Here is a 19,316-nt window from a genome sequence, read left to right on the forward strand (position 1 = left end):
CGTCCTGGATATCAGGGACAGCCTCAAGGTCCTCGCCCAGGGTATCAAGGACAGCCGCAAGGTCCTCGTCCAGGATATCAGGGACAACCGCAAGGTCCTCGTCCAGGATATCAAGGACAACCGCAGGGTCCTCGTCCAGGATATCAAGGACAATCGCAAGCTCCCCGTCCAGGATACCAAGGACAATCACAAGGTCCCCGTCCAGGATTTCAAGGACAGCAACAGGGCTCGCGTCCAGGAACAGCTCAGCGCGCTGGGGTAGGCGCTCCGTCAACTCCGACGATTACAGAGCAAGCTAAAAGACAGTTACCAGCAAATAAGAAAGCCCAAGATAAAGCCTATGAACGTAAACGCGAGGTAGAGAAAGAAAGAGAAAATGCGATTCGTTCACCCCATAGACGCTTCCAAAAGCATCCTAAAAAGGAAGTTAGGGATACGACCCCGAAACACATTGTTATTCAAGAATCAATATCAGTTCAGGATTTAGCTAGTAAGATGAGCCGTAAGGCAGGAGAACTGATCAAACACCTGATGAATCTGGGGGTTATGGCTACCATTAATCAGGAGTTAGACTCAGAGACTGCCACAATTTTAGCTGCTGAATTAGGGGTTACAGTAGAAGTAAAAGCAGAAAAATCAATGGCTGTCATCACAGAGATCGAGGATGACCCGAAAGATCTCGTCTTCCGCCCACCTGTTGTAACGGTAATGGGACACGTTGACCATGGTAAAACCTCCCTTTTGGATGCGATCCGGACCACACATGTGACTGCTTCAGAAGCAGGTGGTATTACTCAGCATATTGGTGCGTACCAAGTTGAAATCAACAATCAAAAGATTACGTTTTTAGATACACCTGGACATGAAGCATTTACCTCAATGCGTGCTCGTGGAGCTCAAGTTACGGATATCGCGGTTTTGGTAGTGGCAGCAGATGATGGGGTTATGCCTCAAACCATCGAAGCAATCAACCACGCCAAAGCGGCTGAAGTTCCGATCATTGTTGCCATTAATAAGATCGATAAAGAGAATGCAACTCCGGAAAAAGTAAAACAAGAACTGACAGAGTATGGTCTTGTCGTTGAAGAATGGGGCGGAGATACTATTGCCGTTCCTGTATCCGCAAAAAGTAATATGGGCATCGAACAACTTCTCGAGATGATATTACTGGTCGCAGAAGTTCGTGATTACAAAGCAAATCCGAATCGGTCGGCTGCTGGAACCGTCATTGAGGCAGAATTGGATAAGGGCAAGGGACCCATCGCAACCGTTCTTGTTTCTAAAGGCACTCTCAATATTGGAGATGTTGCAGTAGCGGGCTGTGCCTATGGACGGATTAAGGCTATGGTGGATGATAAAGGGCGACGGGTTAAAAAAGCGGGTCCATCCATGCCAGTTGAAGTTCAAGGTTTATCCGAAGTGCCTGAGGCAGGAGAATTATTCTATGTAGTTGCGGATGAAAAATTGGCGCGCCATATTACCGCCGCACGAACTGCAGTGCGCAAAGTGGAAGAATCTAAAAAGACGGTTGTTAAAGTTAGCTTAGAAGACCTTTTTGACAAGATCAAAGAAGGTGAAATTAAAGAGCTCAACATTATTATTAAAGCAGATGTACAAGGATCAGTCGAAGCATTGCGTCAGTCGCTACTACGGCTTTCAACAGGCGAAGTACGCGTCAACCCAATCCATGGTGGAGTCGGTGCCATTAACAAAAACGACATTATGTTGGCGTCAGCTTCAAGCGCCATCATTATTGGCTTTAACGTTCGACCGGATGCTAATGCGAAAGCGACGGCTGAACTCGAAGGCGTTGACCTACGTCTTTATCGAGTCATTTACGATGCCATTGAAGATGTTAAAGCTGCTATGACGGGACTCCTTGATCCTACCTTTAAAGAGGTTGTATTAGGTAAAGTTGAAGTCCGTCAGGTCTTTAAAGTGCCAAAGGCGGGAACGATTGCCGGATGTATGGTAACGGAAGGAAAGATCATCCGTTCAGCTAAGGTAAGAGTTATTCGAGATAGCATTGTCATTCATGACGGCGTCATGGAGTCTCTACGACGCTTTAAGGATGATGTTAAAGAGGTTGCTGAAGGTTATGAATGTGGTATAGGTATCGAGAAATTCAATGACCTTAAAGAAGGAGACATCATTGAAGCGTTTATCATGGAAGAAGTTAAGCGCACTTTGTAGTAAATCAGCCCTGGAGGTATTGGTATGTCTAAACATCGGCCCAATCGTTTAGCAGAAACGCTCAAAGAAGAAATTTCCCAACTTATTAGGGTGGAGTTAAAAGATCCTCGGATCGGATTTGTCACATTGACTAGTGTGGATGTCGCAGATGATTTATCCCATGCCAAAGTATACGTTAGCGTTCTGGGCACAGAAGAAGAAGGAAAACTTAGCTTGGAGGCCTTGAATCGGGCGGCGGGGTTCGTACGAAGTGAAATCGGAAAGCGCGTACGCCTTCGACATGTACCCTCCATTGTTTTTAAAAACGATCCATCTATTCAACATGGCGCACATATAGCTAAGTTATTACACGACGTTGGAGTATCTGACGATACGAGTAAGGAAGAATCCCATGAATGATAATTGTCAAATGGATGAGATGATTAAAGTGTTAAGAAAAGCGCCAAAGGTGGCGCTTTTCTCCCATGTATCACCCGATGGGGATTGTATCGGATCTATGTTAGCCATAGGCCTAGCGTTGGAGAAGTTGGGTAAAGAAGTGACCTTTTACAACCCGGATTTGATTCCAAATAATTTGCAGTTTTTACCGGGCTCTTCTAGGGTAAGTCAGAAGCTACCGATACCCCAACCCCAAATCCTAATGTTTGTGGATTGTACTGATCTCCAGCGTGTTAATCTCTCGAAAACGGACCTCTCTGCAGAAAGTACGATACTCAACTTAGATCATCACATCTCAAATCAGCTCTTTGGTCACGTCAACTGGATCGATGCCCAAGCAAGCGCTGTTGGAGAAATCGCCTTAACTCTTATTTATCAACTTGGCGTAGCTATTGATGAGGACATAGCTACGAATCTCTACACAGCGATCGTGACGGACTCTGGTTGCTATCAGTACAGCAGCACAACTGCTCAGACGCATCGTCTGACTGCTGACCTCTTAGATAATGGTATCGATATCCTCAACATCCACCATCACCTTTTTGGTCAAAATCCCCTTGCCCAACTTAAATTACTGCAATGTGCCCTGAATAGTTTGGAAATGTATGCGGAGGGGCAACTAGCCCTTATGACCTTAAGCTTGGAAGACTTTCAAAAAAGCAGGGCTCAGCAGGAATTGAGTGAGGGACTAGTGAATCATGCTCGCAACGTTGCGGGTGTTGAGGTGGCTGTTTTGCTGAAAGAAGTGGGACCACAAGAAATTAAGGTGGGCCTTCGTTCTAACCTCTGGCTGAATGTCAACGAGATTGCTGCAAAGTTTGGTGGAGGAGGGCACAAGCGTGCTGCAGGTTGTACTTTTAGAATCTCCATGGCTGAGGCCAAACTAAACATCATTACGGCGATTGAGGAGGGTTTAAGGAATGGAAGGAGTTATTAACGTCCTTAAACCACCAGGAATGACCTCTTCAGATGTTGTAGTTTGGATGCGAAAACTCTTGAAAGTCAAGAAGGTTGGCCACACCGGAACGCTCGATCCTGGTGTAGCAGGCGTATTGCCCCTTTGTGTTGGGAAGGGAACCCGTCTAGCAGAATACATTACTGAGCAAGGAAAGACGTATATTGCAGAAGTTACCTTTGGAATAACGACAGAGACGCAGGATGCTTTCGGGAAAGTGATAAAAAGAACTTCTCCTGAGGTGAGACAAAGTGATTTAGAGCGGGTTATACCAAGTTTCGTGGGTAAAATAGCTCAGCTCCCTCCGATGTATTCGGCAGTTCGTAAAGAAGGAAAACATCTCTACGAATATGCACGCCAAGGGCTAGCTGTTGAGAGAACGCCGCGTGAAGTGTCTATCTACCAATTAAAGCTGAAAAAATGGTATGAGGGTGAGTTTCCACGGGCAATTTTAGAGATTGAATGCTCAAAAGGGACATACATACGGACAATAAGTCATGATCTGGGACAGGCTTTGGGTTGTGGGGCACATATGTCCTATTTAGTACGCATCCGCTCTGGCCCGTTTAAGATCCAAGAAAGTTGGTCACTAGAAGAGATAGAAGAGGCTGCGAATAACGGTAACTATACTTTTTTACTTCCTTTAACCGCAGGAATTGATCTGCCTCAAGTTGTTTTGTCCGCGGTGCGTGGGAACGCTTTCCGGCACGGTCTGCCAACCAAGAGAGAATTAGTCAAGTCGCTTAGCATAGGAAATGAATCTTATGTTCAGGTTATAGAAAATGGCGAATTGATTGGAATAGGGATCTGGCGAGAAGAAGGACTTTATCCACATAAGGTTTTTGGATGATACTAATCATGGCCAGCGCTTGGAAGAAGGTTAACACGTGCGAAGACAGTGTCTTCGGGCGCTAGCCAAGTTCTTGATAATTAGGAGGGTCAAAGCGGTGCAAGTTCGAACTAGTTTACCTATGGAAAGAGAGCCGTGTGTTTTAGCCTTAGGTAATTTCGATGGAGTACATCTCGGACATCGTCGCTTGCTTGAACAAGGATTAAGTCAAGCAATGAGTTTGGGTGTAAACCTAGATGTTTTAATTTTTGAGCCTCATCCGCTCAAGGTATTATTTCCCGAACGGGGAATTAAACTCTTGTCTACAAACCAAGAGCGCTTGCAGTATTTGGAGGAGATTGGGGTTCATACGGTCTACCTTTTACCGTTTACGAGAGAAACAGCGAAGACGTCTCCAGAACAATTTGTCGAGAAGATTCTGTTACCCTTAGGGGTAATACATGTTGTGGTTGGCTTTAATTACTCCTTTGGTGATCAAGGTAGAGGGAACTCCGAGTTAATTCAGGTTTTGGGACAGAAACATGGATTTGGAGTGAGTGTACTTCAGGCTCAAATGTTAGACGGTCAGGTGATCTCTTCGAGTAGTATTCGCAAGGCCTTACTACAGGGGGATATTAGATTAGCTACGGCGCTACTGGGACGTCCACCACGCCTACGTGGGACCGTTATCCATGGGGAAGAACGAGGTCGTCAGATCGGTTATCCGACAGCAAATATTCTCACGCCAGATGACTATCTAATTCCAAAAAGAGGAGTCTATGCAGTTAGAGCTTATTTGGACGGGAAAAGCGTGTCAGGGATGATGAACATTGGCATGAAACCAACCTTTCACGATCTCTATGATACTGTAGTCGAGGTTCATTTTCTCGATTTTGATGGAGATTTATACGGGAAAGAGATAACGGTCCTGATAGAGGAGCGTTTGCGAGATGAACGGAAATTTAAGGGTGTCGATGAACTCTTGACTCAGTTAAATAAAGACCGAATTAAAGCCCAAGTTTTTCTCAATAATGATCGCACAAATTAATCAACTTTACAAAAACGTCGTTACAATGTATACTATTTTAGATACTAACTCAACCCACTGACTCGGCTTAACGAAGTCTCCAACGTTATCCTGGGCAGTAGGGAATGAATAAAAAAATGGAGGAAACTTATCATGATGACACCTGAGAGAAAGCAAGAGATTATTCTGAAACACGCCCAACACGAAGGTGACACTGGGTCCCCTGAAGTACAAATTGCACTTTTAACTGAACGAATTACCTATTTGACAGAACACTTTAAGACGCATAAGAAAGACCACCACTCACGTCGTGGGCTTTTGAAAATGGTTGGTTCAAGACGGGCATTATTAACCTATCTAAAAAATGTTAATTTTGACCGTTATCGGAATATTATTAGTGTGCTTGGACTACGGAAGTAATCGCAAAAATGGAAGGAAGCGGATCACATAGATCCGCTTCCTTCCATTTTATGCGAAGTTCGAAGTTCGAAGTTCGAGATGCGAGAAATAGACTATTTCCGGAGCCTGATTTTAAGTATCCGGTCCTCTATTTCAAAGTTCGAGCCTCGAACATCGAGCCTCGAACTTCGTTTTAGGCGATTATTCTTGATTTAGTTTTATTTATGCAAATTGCAGGAAATAATAACAATATGTCGAAGAGGAAACAAGTTAAGAAGGATTGAAAGTTTAAGGAGGTTCCATTGTGAAACAGGAAATACTCGAAAAGTCACTCTCAGTTGGTGAGAGAACCATGACTTTCCAAACTGGTAAACTTGGTAAACAAGCGGGAGGTGCAGTTTTTCTTCGTTACGGAGATACAGTAGTGACAGCATTCGCTACTGCTAGTGCCGTAGCCCGGGAGGGAATTGATTTCTTTCCCTTGACCGTGGAATTTGAAGAAAGAATGTACGCTGCGGGTAAAATTCCGGGTGGATTTATTAAACGTGAGGGAAGAGCTAGTGAGAAAGCCACCTTATCAGCACGTTTAATTGACCGTCCAATACGACCATTGTTCCCGGAAGGATTTCGGAATGAAGTTCAGGTGGTAGCCACAGTTATGTCTGTCGATCAAGATAGTGCAACAGATATTACTGCCATTAATGCAGCTTCAGCAGCTTTAACCATCTCAGATATTCCCTTCGAAGGTCCTATTGCGGCAGTAACCGTTGGACTCATTGAGGATGAATATATAATTAATCCGACTATAGAACAAGCAGGTAAAAGTCAAATGCTTCTAACTGTCGCCGGAACAGAGGAAGCTATTATGATGGTGGAAGCCAGTGCTCACGAAGTGCCAGAGGATCAAATCTTAGAAGCAATTATGTTTGGACATGCAGAAATCAAAAAAATTGCCAGATTTATTGCAAACTATCGTGAGGAAGCTTTGGCGCTTGGCTTGGCTAAAGAAAAACGCGAAGTTAAGATTGTTAGAACCAAAGAAACGATCGTAGAAGCGGTTAAAGCCTTCGCCTATGATAAATTAGATACGGCTGTTCGTGTAGAAGAGAAGAAGGCACGAGAGAGTGCTATTGACGAAGTAAAGGCTGAAGCCTTGAGTCACTTCGAAGCAGAATTCCCCGATGATTCAAAAGCTATAAAATCGGTACTTGAAGACATTGTGCATCAAATTGTTCGTAAATTGATCACGGATGAGCAGATTCGTCCCGATGGGCGAGCAGTCGATGAAGTTCGTCCGATCAGTATTGAAGTAGGAATTCTCCCGCGTACACATGGGACAGGATTATTCACACGAGGTCAAACCCAAGTTTTGACTGTGGCGACGCTTGGAGCGGCAAGAGATGAACAAATTTTGGACGGTTTGGGCTTAGAAAGGTCTAAACGTTATATACATCACTATAATTTTCCACCCTATAGTGTAGGGGAAACTCGGCCAATGCGGGGACCAGGACGAAGAGAAATCGGACATGGTGCACTCGCCGAAAGAGCGTTGCTCCCAGTCCTTCCCGATGAAAATGAGTTTCCTTATACCATCCGTCTCGTTTCTGAGGTGTTGGAATCCAATGGCTCTAGTTCAATGGCTTCTGTTTGTGGAAGTACCCTTTCCCTAATGGATGCAGGCGTGCCAATTTCGGCTCCTGTAGCAGGCATTGCCATGGGACTTGTTAAGGAAGGGGAGCATTTAGCGATCCTGACAGACATCCAGGGTTTGGAAGACCATTTCGGAGATATGGATTTTAAAGTGGCAGGAACTAGCAAAGGGATAACCGCCTTGCAAATGGATATCAAAATTATGGGTGTGTCCCGGGAAATTTTGCTGAGGGCTTTAACCCAAGCTAAAGCAGGTCGCCTTTTTATTCTAGGTAAAATGGTGGCTATTTTGGACAAACCTCGTCCAGAACTTTCAACCTATGCTCCAAGAATTATCACGGCCTCGATCCATCCTGATAAAATCCGCGATGTAATTGGACCTGGTGGAAAAACAATTAAAAAGATAGTTGAGGAAACGGGCGTCAAAATTGACATCGAAGATGATGGCCGTGTCTTTATTTCTTCGGTTGGAGGCGAAGGTGGGGAAAAAGCCTTAAAGATTATCCAAGCCTTAACTCAGGAAGTGGAAGTCGGTAAAATCTATCAAGGGAAAGTCACGAGGGTTATGGATTTTGGAGCGTTTGTAGAAGTCATCCCAGGGGTCTTGGGACTGACAGGTAAGGAAGGCCTGGTTCATATTTCTCAATTAGCTCATGAACGTGTTGAAAAAGTAGAAGATATCGTTAAAGTCGGGGATGAAATCACGGTTAAAGCGACGGCCATTGACAAACAAGGTCGCTTAAATCTTTCACGTAAGGAAGCCATGCCAAAAAATCCAACCATGCCTAAACCACAATAATGGTTTACGTCTAAAGGTACTGTATCAGAATCAATGATCAACATAATAATTGATGATCAGTCTGTGAGTTCCCCTATCCGCATAAATGTTAAGGAAGGGGGGACGCATATGTTCATTAACTTAAAAATCTCGCGACGAATCCTCTCGTTAGTCGGGATTTTCTTTCTGCTACTTTTGGGTATCATAACAGAGCGTTGGATAATAGGGTCCAATATCTCAGCTTCCAAACCTATCGAGCAGGTCAAAACGGATCGGTTGGTCATGGCTTTAACAATTAACGTGGATTGGGGCGAAGAATTCATTCCAGCCATTTTAGACGAGTTGGATGAGGGTAACGCACGTGCAACCTTCTTTGTAACAGGTCGTTGGGCTAAGAAGCACCCAGACTTTCTGAAAATGATCTTCGGTCGCGGCCACCAAATTGAGAACCATGGCTATTCTCATCCTCATCCTGATCAACTTTCCGTAAAAGCAAATCAAGAAGAAATTCAAAAAACAGAAAACATCATCGAAGGAATTATTGGACGAAAAACGCATTTATATGCACCACCCTATGGCGAAAAAGGTGCTTCAGGACTAAGCGCCGCCAAAGGATTAAACTATAAGACTATTCTCTGGACCTTGGATACTGTGGATTGGCGTGCAGACAGTACACCTGAAATCATCGCACAACGTATTATTAATCCAGTCATGCGTTTTGGAATCAAACCGAACAAGTCTGGTGCCATTATTTTAATGCATCCCAAAGCCAATACTGTTCGTGCCTTGCCTGTTATTCTCAAGCAATTAGCCTTACAGGGATATATTTTCCAATCTCTTGACGAACTAATAACATATGACCAGAGCGGAGATACTACCTCATGACAAATTAAAAAGTCGAGGTGGTTAAATGATCAGGTTGAAGTGGACGCGTGCTGGGTACCGTGTCTTTCTTTGCATAATAATGATAAGTTTACTATCCGTGAACCCTGTCTATGGTGCTCAAAGCTCAAGCTCTGTTCAAAAATCTTCTCAAAAGTCACTAAAAACAGTTCAAAAATCAGTTTCAAAATCCGTAAAAAAACCTGCCGAAGTTTTAGGTGTAGTTCCAAGAATAACAGCTGATGCAGCTGTCCTAATGGATGTCGCTACAGGGGATATTCTGTTTGGCAAGCAAGCTCACAAACGTCGACCTCCTGCCAGCACGACTAAGATTATGACTGCTATTTTAGGATTAGAGTTAGGACGGCCAGATGAAATTGTAACTGTCAGTTCGAAAGCAGCGGCTGTCGGAGAATCAACTTTGAATCTTGATCCTGGAGAAAAAATTAATCTTTATGAACTTATTACTGGGGCCATGGTTCGTTCAGGGAATGATGCGTGCGTGGCAATTGCTGAACATATCGCAGGAAGTGAAGAGCAGTTTCTTAAATGGATGAATTGGAAGGCTTTAGCCCTAGGGGCCCAAAATACCAACTTCGTAAATACTAACGGCTTACCTCGTAAAGAACATTATTCTACCGCCTATGATCTGGCCTTAATGGCGCGCTATGGCTTGCAAATCCCGCAGTTTCTTTCCATTACCCGCCTCAAGGAAACAGAGATCCATTTTATTGAGCCTGACGTGCTCATGGATTTGAGAAATACGAATAAATTACTCTGGAACTACCCTTTTGCAGACGGTGTTAAAACCGGTACAACGACTGCAGCGGGAAAATGTCTTGTTGCCTCCGCGACGAAAGAGGGACGTCAACTCTTAGTCGTTGTTCTGAATGCCCCGGATCGCTTTGGAGATGCCAAGAAACTTTTGGAGTGGGGTTTTGAGTACACTGAAACCGTTCGGTTGACTAATGTTGGAGAACTTATTAACGAATTCCCCAGTGTCGTTAAACCTGTACCTGTGTTCATTAAAGAGCCCATCGATGTCAGCGTATCGAAAGTTGAACGTGACAAGCTTCAAACTCGTGTCGTATGGGAAAAAGCCACAAATCTGCCAGTCCGAGCAGGAGAACGCTTGGGACGTTTAGAGGTATGGTTTGGGGAACAGAAATTAAACAGTGTGCCATTGTTTAGTGAAAATGAAGTAGTTAAAAATCGGTCCTTAATTCGTTTATTTCCTTTCAGCTTAGGGAAATAAGAGGGAGTGAATTTTTTGTATCAAAAAACGCTGTTGCCGAATGGAGTCAGGATCATTACGGAAGAAATTGAACATGTGCGATCAGCCGCCTTTGGGATTTGGGTAGGAGCGGGTTCCCGGGATGAACGTGAAGGTTATGAAGGAATCTCACACTTTATTGAACATATGTTTTTCAAAGGTACGGAACATCGAAGTGCTCGAGTTTTAGCGGAGTCCCTTGAGGCTGTTGGCGGGCAGTTAAATGCTTTTACGACGAAAGAATATACTTGTTATTACGCGAAAATTCTGGATGAGGACCTTGACTTAGCCATTGACGTTTTAAGCGATATGTTTTTTTGCTCGCTCTTTGATGAAAAGGAAATCGAAAAAGAAAAGAACGTAGTAATTGAAGAAATAAAAATGTATGAAGATTCCCCGGATGAACTCATTCATGATGTTTTTTCTGAACATGTCTGGAATGATCATCCGTTAGGGAAACCCATCTTAGGGACAGAGGAGAGCATTCGGTCTCTCAGTCGAGAGAAAATCATGCTTTTCCTCACTGAACATTATGCCCCCGATAATATCGTGATTGCTGTGGCGGGTAAAATCAAGCATGAGGAAGTTGTAAAAAAACTATCCTCCCAATTTGGAACATTTCAAAGAGGGGGTCGTCGTGTCCTTGAGGGAACTCCCACGGGTCAGAAAGTAGAACGGTATCAACCGAAAGAGACAGAACAGATGCATATTCTCTTGGGAGTACCAGGACTTGGCCAAGATGATGAGGACATTTATGCCATGCATATTTTTAATAATATTTTAGGAGGAGGACTAAGCTCCCGTTTATTTCAAGAGATTCGAGAACAGCGTGGACTAGCTTATTCTGTATACTCCTATCATTCCACGTATGTGGATACTGGATTATTTGCAGTCTATGCGGGTACAAGTCCCAAGAATACGACAGAAGTCATCGAGTGTATTCTTAAGGAATTAAATGATATTAGGCAAAAAGGAATTAGCTCAGATGAATTAGAGAGAACAAAAGCACAAATTAAAGGTAGCCTATATCTAGGTTTAGAAGCGGTAAGTAGTAGAATGAGTCGACTAGGCAAGACAGAACTGACCTATAACCGCGTATTATCCCCAGAAGAGGTGGTTGGAAAGCTCGAAAAGGTAACCTTAGACGATGTTTTGCGTGTCATAGGCCGCCTTTGGCAAAAGGATAAAATCAGTATCATGACGTTGGGCCCGACAGGACATGAAGTCGTATTGTCCGATCTATTAGAGAAAATAGGATGGAAAGAGTAAGCCTGTTTGAGGTTCGAGGTTCGGTTTGAATCTCGAATCTCGTTTTGGGTCAAGGGGGAATTTATGTGTCAGACTTATTAACGGTTAAAATAAAAAAAGTGAGTAACAACTCGTTGGCTCTTCCTACCTATGCAACGGCTGCTTCGGCAGGGGTTGATCTTAGCGCGGATCTAGGGGAGCCAATCACATTGAGCCCCGGCGAAAATGTTAAAATTCCGACTGGAGTCGCTATTGAGCTCCCCAATCCGTCTGTTGTGGCGCTTGTCTTTGCGCGAAGCGGTCTAGCGAGTCGGTACGGCATTGGATTAACCAACGGTGTGGGTGTGATCGATTCGGATTATCGTGGAGAAATTAAGGTTTTGATCCAGAACCTTGGAAACGAGTCTGTTATGATTAAACCGGGGGATAGAATCGCTCAAATGGTGTTTATGCCGATTTTCCGGGCGATATTTGAAGACGTTGCAGAACTTCAGGAAACAGCGCGTGGTGTAGGTGGGTTTGGCTCGACGGGAATATAAACGAACCCTACAGTAAAAAACTTTCCTAAAGAATTATTAGGATTTAATGTTCTATGCGGGTTTGTCTTTTCATACAATCCCCATGAGGGGGAGTGTCGATGCAAGCCCTTGGAGTTATGCTTTTGACCATTGGGGTTGTTCTTTCGGTACGGGAACGAAAGTACAGGATGATGTGGCGATCATCTCAGCCTACATCAAATCAACTGGCAACTGTCTTAAGCCAATTAGTAGGCACGGCGGGGGGAATTTACCTTTCCCTGGAACTCTTATTCTCCTTCTTGAAAATACCTGAGGATTGGTGGAGCAAATCCGTGTTTTTTGTTGAGCCACTAGCAGCTTTTTCCTTATTACTGGCGATTCTACAACCCTTCGGATTAAGAGTTTGGACGAGATTGCGGAAATAGGGAGAGGATAGAATGCTTTTAAGTGATCTTGCTGGTAAAGAAATTATAAATTTGTATGATGGGGCAAAGCTAGGCTTAGTGGGTGATGCGGATTTGGATATTTCGTTAAACGGTTCTGTTGAATCGATTATTCTTACGTCTCGGGGTGGATTTTCAGGCTTTTGGGGATCAAGGGGGGATAGAGAACGAGAAACTCTAGTAATTCCATGGCAAACCATTAAAAAGATAGGGTCGGAGGTCATTATTATCGATCTACAGAGCCGATCTGAAAGGATGCGCTGAAAAATTCAATTTGACAGCGGAGAGGATACCCAATAAAATATATGGAAAAGCTGTAACCCCGCATTGCATTTTGCAACGGGGTTTTTGCCTTATCATCACAGGAGGGTTTTTTAGTGAAGAAAATTCGAGTTTTCGTGGCTGGAGCAAGTGGGAAAATGGGTCAGGAACTGATCCGCTCACTAATCAAAGAAGACGATCTCCTTCTGGTTGGGGCTTCAGATACGAGGCATCAGGGAATGGATGTTGGGTTTGCTATTGGTGCTCAGCGTGTCGGTGTGGATATCACGGGTCCTCTTGATCTTGAAACCTTGCGTTCGTCTAGGGCTGATGTTTTGGTGGATTTTACAAATCCGCAATCCGTCTTAAAAAATTCCAAATTGGCCATTATGGCTGGTGTAGTTCCCGTTGTTGGGACAACTGGTTTAGATGAAGCAGAAATTGGAGAAATCCGGACCTTAGTAAAAAAGGAAGGGGTGGGAGCATTCATTGCGCCTAATTTCTCAATTGGGGCAATTTTAATGATGCGATTTGCTAGGGAAGCGGCTAAATACTTTCCTAATGTAGATATCATTGAAATGCATCATGATCAAAAACTAGATGCTCCATCGGGAACTGCGTTGAAAACAGCGGAGGGAATTTTAGAAGTCCGTGAACCTATGGTTCAGGGACACCCCAATGAATACGAAAAACTCCCTGGAGCTCGAGGTGCTGACTTGGGTGGAATTCACATCCACTCAGTACGTTTGCCTGGTTTAATTGCCCATCAGGAAGTTCTATTTGGAGGATTAGGGCAAGCTCTAACTATCAGACATGATGCCTTCTCGAGAGAAACCTACATGCCAGGGATTATTTTAAGTATACGTAAAGCGGCAGGATTAACGAATCTCGTCATAGGACTCGATAATTTCCTCGATTAGATTATTTTGAGCGTAACCGCAGCCTGCATACCCTCATATAATGGATAGTAGTCAATAGGACACTGTCTCAAAGGGGGCAAATAAATGAGTGCGGGTCTGAACGGAATTCGTTTAGCGGTAATCGGAGGAGACGAGCGGGAAATCTATTTAATTTCCGAACTTCAGAAACAGGGGGCCTACATAATCGGGGTCGGATTCGAAAAAGCTCCTCCCATTTTGGGAATGACTCTTGTGCCATCGCTTGAAGAGGCAGTCGGCCAAGTGGATGCGTTGCTTTTTCCGATGTTCGGCACAGATGAACGTGGAGCTGTCAAAGCCAAATATTCTGCTTCACCTATCGTATTAAACAAAAAAGTTCTGGAATCAATTCCACTGCGAGTGCCGCTGATCATTGGTTTTGCGCGTCCAGCCTTGAGGGCAATAGCAGAAAATTTGGGTATTCAATTAGTGGAGACTGGTAGCCTAAATGAACTGGCTATTCTTAACTCTATTCCTTCGGCAGAAGGAGCGATCCAAATGGCGATGGAGGCTACAAAGATTACAATCCACGGCAGCCAAAGCTTCGTCATAGGATTAGGGCGGTGTGGATGGACTCTGTCACGCATGTTACAAGGAATTGGAGCAAATGTGACCGGGGTCGCTAGAAAGCCTGCTGATTTGGCGCGAGCAGCAGAGATGGGACTTCATGCCGTAAATTTCCTCGATCTTGAGGATGAGATTGATAAGGCGGAAATTATCTTTAACACGGTACCTCATCAAGTCTTAGATCGCATGATGTTACAAAAGGTCGCGCGGGACGCAGTAATCGTGGATTTGGCATCGATTCCGGGGGGGACAGATTTTGAATATGCGCAAATGCTGGGCATTAAAGCTCTTTTGGCTCCAGGTCTCCCTGGTCTTGTAGCTCCAAAAACCGCTGGACGTATTCTTGCTCAAATTTATCCGCAACTTATTCTTCGTCACTTGACCACAGTGAACACTACTTGTAAAGTGGAGGTGTGAAGGATGAAGTTTGAGGGGCTAAAAATCGGATTTGCTATTACAGGATCGCACTGTACAATTCATGAAATTATACAAGTTATGAAACGTTTAGTGGCGGAAGGCGCTGAAGTGACGCCAATTATTTCTTATTCCGTTGATAGCATGGATACACGATTTGGAAAAGCAGAAGATTGGAAGCATCAATTTCAGGAGATCACGCATAAGAAATTGATTCATACAATTCCTGAGGCGGAGCCGGTTGGGCCCAAAAAAATGTTTGATTGTGTGGTTATTGCTCCATGTACAGGAAATACCCTTGCAAAATTAGCGAATGGAATCATAGATACCCCAGTGCTCATGGCAGCAAAATCCCATCTTCGCAATCAGAAACCTGTCGTCTTGGCGATTTCGACCAACGATGGGCTCGGCTTAAATGCTCGTAATATTGGGACCTTACTAGTTACAAAAAATGTGTACTTGGTACCCTTTGGTCAAGATAATCCGGTCGTTAAGGCGAATTCTTTAGTGGCACATATGGAGCGAGTTCCAGAAACTATTCTCATGGCGTGTGAGGGAAAACAAATTCAACCAGTCCTTGTGGATTACAGGATTTGACATGTAGCGGCTTAAGGTGCCTTGCCATTTCGTACTACTCAGAAAGTATAACTTCGTTGTATACTGCAAGAAGGCTAATACGTGCGAAGACAGTGTCTTCGTCTGAAGCATAAGTGCAACTAAGGCTGCAAGCTGGTTAACACGTGCGAAGACGGTGTCTGCAAGAAGGGATAATCCGTGCGAAGACATTGTCTCCGTGGGCGCCAGCCAAGTTTTCTTTATAGGCGCCTTTGCCACAAGGACTGATTCCAGACAAATTTAAGGAGGAACATAAGCAATGTCTAATGTAGCAATTGTTGGCGCCACTGGCGCAGTAGGACAAGAGTTTCTTAAAATTCTTGCTGAGCGAAAGTTTCCGGTCAATGAACTAAGGTTGTTAGCATCTAAGCGTTCTATAGGGAAACGCATGACATGGCAGGGACAGGAACTGGAGGTTCATGAGACGACTCACGAGAGTTTTAAGGGAATAGACATTGCGCTCTTTGCCGGTGGATCAGCGAGTACCGAGTATGCCCGTTCTGCTGTGGATAGCGGGGCTGTGGTGATTGATAACAGTAGCGCTTTTCGGCTTGACCCGGAAGTGCCGCTTGTCGTACCTGAAGTCAATCCCGAAGATGTCAAATGGCACAAAGGGATTATAGCTAATCCCAATTGCTCCACGATTATTATGGCAGTTGCCCTTAAACCTATATCTGATTTAGCTGGAATTCGCCGGGTGGTTGTTTCTACTTATCAAGCCGTGTCTGGAGCGGGACGCGAAGGAATTGAGGAACTGGAAAACCAGGTTAAGGCTTGGGCTAAGGGAGAAGAACTTAAATCCTCTGTTTTTCCCTATCAAATAGCCTTTAACCTTGTTCCACGGATTGATGTATTTCAAGAGGGAGACTATACCAAAGAAGAGTGGAAGATGGTTAAGGAGACACAAAAGATATTTCACGTACCCAACATGGCGATTACTGCCACAACGGTACGGGTTCCAGTTTTCCGTAGTCATTCAGAGTCCATCAACGTGGAAACAGATCGCTTAGTCAGTGTTTCAGAAATACGGGAGGCCATGAGTAAGGCTGCCGGTATTATCGTCATAGATGATCCAGGAAAGGACCAATATCCCATGCCTTGGTTTAGTGCAGATACGGACGAAGTTTATGTAGGTCGCTTGCGTAAAGACTTTTCCATCCCTCAGGGATTTAATTTATGGGTGGCTGGAGATCAAATACGTAAAGGAGCCGCCACGAACGCCGTGCAAATTGCTGAACTATTACTTTAATCGTGGTTCAATGTTCGTGGTACGTAGTTCGAAGATCGAGTATAGTAGTTAAAACATGGTAAGCATTCGAAGCACGAATATCGAATATCGACCACGAACATGCTAGAGGCTCAGATTTAATGACTCTAAAGTTCTAGGTTTAAGGCTTAGAAGTAAACTTAGAACTAGATCCAGAAGAAGTTAGAGATTAGAACTTAGAACTTAGAAATTAGAAGTTAGAGGTCGAGGTTCGAACCACGAATATCGAACCACGAAAAGGGGGGTTGGAGTTGCGAATATTAGTCCAGAAGTTTGGCGGAACCTCCCTAGCTACTGAAGAGCGAAGAGCTCAGGTGGCTTCCAAAGTTTCGGAGGCCATTCATAGTGGATATTCTCCGGTGGTTGTCGTTTCAGCCATTGGCCGTTCCGGAGATCCCTACGCAACGGATACGTTTCTGAATATGGTAAAAGGTATAAATCCAGACTTGCCAAAACGCGAGTTAGATCTATTGATGAGTTGTGGAGAAGTAATTTCAGGGACCGTCTTGGTAAGTACCTTAAATAGCCTGGGACATAAAGCAGTCCTCTTCACAGGAGGGCAAGCCGGAATTATTACGAATAATGATTTTGGAGATGCCCGAATTGTTAGGGTTGAACCAGGCGAGATACTCGAGCAACTGGCCGAAGGTAAAGTAGTCGTAGTGACTGGATTTCAAGGAATTACGGAAAGTGGCCAGATTACCACCCTCGGGCGCGGGGGAAGTGATACCACTGCTTCGGCACTTGGGGTTGCCCTCGAAGCAGAAACCATCGATATTTACACAGATGTCGAAGGAATTATGACCGCAGATCCTCGAATCGTGGAAGATGCCCGGATTTTAGATACGGTCACTTATAATGAAATATGTCAGTTGGCTTATCAAGGAGCTAAGGTTATACACCCGCGTGCTGTAGAGATTGCCATGCAGCGAAATATTCCACTGAGAATTAAATCGACCTTTTCAGATGCACCAGGAACCTTAGTCACTAACCTACATCCCGATCGTGAAATTGGTACGGATATTACCTCTGATCGAATTATCGCGGGAATTGCCCATACGCCAAGTGTAACTCAACTTCGGATTTTAACGGTCAATGATCCTGACATTCATCTAACGGATAAACGAATCTTTAGAGCAATGGCCCTAGCGGATATAAGCGTTGATTTCATCAGTGTACAACCAGAAGCAGTCCTTTATACGGTTTCAGATGAGGTCGCAGCTAAAGCAATTGGGATCTTACAAAATATGGGTTTTCAACCGGACGTTATTCATAGTTGCGCAAAGGTTTCCATTGTAGGAGCCGGAATAGCTGGTGTACCAGGAGTTATGGCAGATATGGTAGAAGCACTTTCTGATGCAGGGGTGACTATCTTACAATCGGCTGATTCACATACCACAATTTGGGTATTAGTTCATAATGTGAACATGGTAGCAGCAGTTCAAGCCTTACACAAAAAATTTAAATTAGATGTCTAACCGTAAAAAAGAAGTGGGAAGAAAGGATGAGAAAGATGTCTTTTGGAAGAATCTTGACAGCCATGGTGACTCCCATGAATGAAGCGTTAGAGGTTGATTATCAGGAAGCGATACGCTTAGCACAGTATTTAGTGGACCATGGCTCAGATGGGGTTGTGGTTTGTGGAACTACGGGAGAATCTCCAACGGTAACAGATCAAGAAAAAATTGAACTTTTTAAAGTAATAAAAGGGGCTCTGGGTTCTACCGCCATCGTAATTGCAGGGATCGGATCCAATTCGACCAGTTCCAGTATTACGCTCGCCCATAAGGCTTCTACAACGGGTGTAGATGGTTTAATGGCTGTGGTACCCTATTACAATAAACCTTCTCAGGAGGGGTTGTATCAGCACTTTAAAGCGATCGCTGAGGCAACATCTCTGCCCTTGATGCTCTATAATGTTCCAGGCAGGACCTCAGCCAATTTAATGCCAGAGACAGTTAAAAGGTTAGCTGAAATCCCTAACATCACCTCCTTAAAAGAAGCAGCCGGCTCACTCGATCAGGTTAGTGAGCTAAAAAGAATGTTGCCTCCCGATTTTGCGGTTTACAGTGGGGATGACTCCATGACCTTACCCATGTTAGCCTTGGGGTGTAGTGGGATCGTTAGTGTGGCAGCTCATTTTATTGGAGATGAGATGAAACACATGGTGGACGCTTGGTTTGCTGGAGACACAGCTCAAGCAACAAAATCTCATCTTGAACTGTATCCAATTTTCAAAGGTATCTTTATTACCTCCAACCCAGTACCGATTAAAGCCATTATGAATAGGGTCGGGATTAAGGTTGGTGGGGTTCGTCTACCTTTAGTTGATGCCACAAACGAAGAAATCAAGTTTCTTGAAAAGCTTATGAACGATCACAAGCAGACACAAGTAAGTTATAATAAAAAACAAGCTTCAGTAATAACAGAATTAAAGGTTGCCTCCGAAAAAACAAATCATCCAATCGTATAAGTTTTATCAAGATTAATATTGTAAAAAAACCTCTGTTCAAACGTGAACTGAACCCTGAAAATTGGACAATGAACAACAGACCCCCTATGGTAGAATGAAACATCTGTCATAGGGGGTCTGTGTATGGCTACAAAGGGAAGTAAGCAAT

Annotated in this window: 19 protein-coding genes; all 19 read left to right on the forward strand. The window is 44.1% G+C overall.

Annotation, left to right across the window (positions count from 1 at the left end; all coding sequences use genetic code 11):
- On the forward strand, window positions 1–2,193 hold a 2,193-nt coding region (gene infB, locus UF75_RS05775; RefSeq protein WP_045573656.1), incomplete at its 5' end, for a translation initiation factor IF-2.
- A gap of 24 nt (window positions 2,194–2,217) precedes the next feature.
- Window positions 2,218–2,592: a 30S ribosome-binding factor RbfA gene (gene rbfA, locus UF75_RS05780; protein WP_045573657.1), complete on the forward strand. Its 375-nt coding sequence runs from the start codon at window positions 2,218–2,220 to the stop codon at window positions 2,590–2,592.
- A complete protein-coding gene (locus tag UF75_RS05785) occupies window positions 2,585–3,568 on the forward strand; it encodes a bifunctional oligoribonuclease/PAP phosphatase NrnA (protein ID WP_045573658.1) in 984 nt (327 codons plus the stop codon). Before rbfA ends, UF75_RS05785 begins: the two co-directional genes overlap by 8 nt.
- Window positions 3,552–4,436: a tRNA pseudouridine(55) synthase TruB gene (gene truB / locus UF75_RS05790; protein WP_045573659.1), complete on the forward strand. Its 885-nt coding sequence runs from the start codon at window positions 3,552–3,554 to the stop codon at window positions 4,434–4,436. Before UF75_RS05785 ends, truB begins: the two co-directional genes overlap by 17 nt.
- A 97-nt stretch (window positions 4,437–4,533) precedes the next feature.
- A complete protein-coding gene (locus UF75_RS05795) occupies window positions 4,534–5,463 on the forward strand; it encodes a bifunctional riboflavin kinase/FAD synthetase (RefSeq protein ID WP_045573660.1) in 930 nt (309 codons plus the stop codon).
- A gap of 129 nt (window positions 5,464–5,592) precedes the next feature.
- A complete protein-coding gene (rpsO, locus tag UF75_RS05800) occupies window positions 5,593–5,862 on the forward strand; it encodes a 30S ribosomal protein S15 (RefSeq protein ID WP_045573661.1) in 270 nt (89 codons plus the stop codon).
- A 283-nt stretch (window positions 5,863–6,145) separates the two neighbouring features.
- Entirely contained in the window at window positions 6,146–8,290 is a 2,145-nt protein-coding gene (locus UF75_RS05805) for a polyribonucleotide nucleotidyltransferase (RefSeq protein WP_045573662.1), read from the forward strand.
- 108 nt (window positions 8,291–8,398) lie between these two features.
- A complete protein-coding gene (locus tag UF75_RS05810) occupies window positions 8,399–9,154 on the forward strand; it encodes a polysaccharide deacetylase family protein (protein ID WP_045573663.1) in 756 nt (251 codons plus the stop codon).
- 25 nt (window positions 9,155–9,179) lie between these two features.
- Window positions 9,180–10,406 (forward strand): D-alanyl-D-alanine carboxypeptidase family protein, encoded by a 1,227-nt coding sequence (locus UF75_RS05815; protein WP_045573664.1) that lies wholly within the window; start codon window positions 9,180–9,182, stop codon window positions 10,404–10,406.
- Between the two features lie 15 nt (window positions 10,407–10,421).
- Entirely contained in the window at window positions 10,422–11,693 is a 1,272-nt protein-coding gene (locus UF75_RS05820; RefSeq protein ID WP_045573665.1) for a pitrilysin family protein, read from the forward strand.
- A gap of 65 nt (window positions 11,694–11,758) precedes the next feature.
- On the forward strand, window positions 11,759–12,211 hold the full coding sequence (gene dut, locus UF75_RS05825; RefSeq protein ID WP_045573666.1) for a dUTP diphosphatase: 453 nt from the start codon (window positions 11,759–11,761) through the stop codon (window positions 12,209–12,211).
- 98 nt (window positions 12,212–12,309) lie between these two features.
- Window positions 12,310–12,615, forward strand: a complete 306-nt coding sequence (locus UF75_RS05830; protein ID WP_045573667.1) for a hypothetical protein — start codon at window positions 12,310–12,312, stop codon at window positions 12,613–12,615.
- 12 nt (window positions 12,616–12,627) lie between these two features.
- The gene (locus UF75_RS05835) at window positions 12,628–12,897 is read left to right on the forward strand and encodes a YlmC/YmxH family sporulation protein (RefSeq protein WP_045573668.1); all 270 of its coding nucleotides are present in this window, start codon (window positions 12,628–12,630) and stop codon (window positions 12,895–12,897) included.
- A gap of 113 nt (window positions 12,898–13,010) precedes the next feature.
- Complete coding sequence (dapB, locus tag UF75_RS05840) at window positions 13,011–13,814, forward strand: 4-hydroxy-tetrahydrodipicolinate reductase (RefSeq protein ID WP_045573669.1); 804 nt, start codon at window positions 13,011–13,013, stop codon at window positions 13,812–13,814.
- A gap of 84 nt (window positions 13,815–13,898) precedes the next feature.
- The gene (dpsA, locus tag UF75_RS05845; RefSeq protein ID WP_045573670.1) at window positions 13,899–14,816 is read left to right on the forward strand and encodes a dipicolinate synthase subunit DpsA; all 918 of its coding nucleotides are present in this window, start codon (window positions 13,899–13,901) and stop codon (window positions 14,814–14,816) included.
- Between the two features lie 3 nt (window positions 14,817–14,819).
- Window positions 14,820–15,410, forward strand: coding sequence for a dipicolinate synthase subunit B (locus UF75_RS05850; protein WP_045573671.1), 591 nt, complete (start codon window positions 14,820–14,822; stop codon window positions 15,408–15,410).
- A gap of 277 nt (window positions 15,411–15,687) precedes the next feature.
- The gene (locus tag UF75_RS05855) at window positions 15,688–16,677 is read left to right on the forward strand and encodes an aspartate-semialdehyde dehydrogenase (protein ID WP_045573672.1); all 990 of its coding nucleotides are present in this window, start codon (window positions 15,688–15,690) and stop codon (window positions 16,675–16,677) included.
- Between the two features lie 269 nt (window positions 16,678–16,946).
- Window positions 16,947–18,173: an aspartate kinase gene (gene dapG, locus UF75_RS05860; RefSeq protein ID WP_045573673.1), complete on the forward strand. Its 1,227-nt coding sequence runs from the start codon at window positions 16,947–16,949 to the stop codon at window positions 18,171–18,173.
- Window positions 18,174–18,208: 35 nt separating this feature from the next.
- Entirely contained in the window at window positions 18,209–19,168 is a 960-nt protein-coding gene (gene dapA / locus UF75_RS05865; RefSeq protein ID WP_045573674.1) for a 4-hydroxy-tetrahydrodipicolinate synthase, read from the forward strand.
- Window positions 19,169–19,316: the final 148 nt, after the last annotated feature.

The organism is Desulfosporosinus sp. I2 (assembly GCF_000960765.1).
GTDB lineage: Bacteria > Bacillota > Desulfitobacteriia > Desulfitobacteriales > Desulfitobacteriaceae > Desulfosporosinus.

Bases quoted from the DNA above. Each gene is read 5' to 3' on its own strand.
- rbfA (WP_045573657.1), top strand. From the start codon at position 2,218: ATGTCTAAACATCGGCCCAATCGTTTAGCAGAAACGCTCAAAGAAGAA.
- UF75_RS05785 (WP_045573658.1), top strand. From the start codon at position 2,585: ATGAATGATAATTGTCAAATGGATGAGATGATTAAAGTGTTAAGAAAA.
- truB (WP_045573659.1), top strand. From the start codon at position 3,552: ATGGAAGGAGTTATTAACGTCCTTAAACCACCAGGAATGACCTCTTCA.
- UF75_RS05810 (WP_045573663.1), top strand. From the start codon at position 8,399: ATGTTCATTAACTTAAAAATCTCGCGACGAATCCTCTCGTTAGTCGGG.
- UF75_RS05815 (WP_045573664.1), top strand. From the start codon at position 9,180: ATGATCAGGTTGAAGTGGACGCGTGCTGGGTACCGTGTCTTTCTTTGC.
- UF75_RS05830 (WP_045573667.1), top strand. From the start codon at position 12,310: ATGCAAGCCCTTGGAGTTATGCTTTTGACCATTGGGGTTGTTCTTTCG.
- UF75_RS05835 (WP_045573668.1), top strand. From the start codon at position 12,628: ATGCTTTTAAGTGATCTTGCTGGTAAAGAAATTATAAATTTGTATGAT.
- dpsA (WP_045573670.1), top strand. From the start codon at position 13,899: ATGAGTGCGGGTCTGAACGGAATTCGTTTAGCGGTAATCGGAGGAGAC.
- UF75_RS05850 (WP_045573671.1), top strand. From the start codon at position 14,820: ATGAAGTTTGAGGGGCTAAAAATCGGATTTGCTATTACAGGATCGCAC.
- UF75_RS05855 (WP_045573672.1), top strand. From the start codon at position 15,688: ATGTCTAATGTAGCAATTGTTGGCGCCACTGGCGCAGTAGGACAAGAG.
- dapA (WP_045573674.1), top strand. From the start codon at position 18,209: ATGTCTTTTGGAAGAATCTTGACAGCCATGGTGACTCCCATGAATGAA.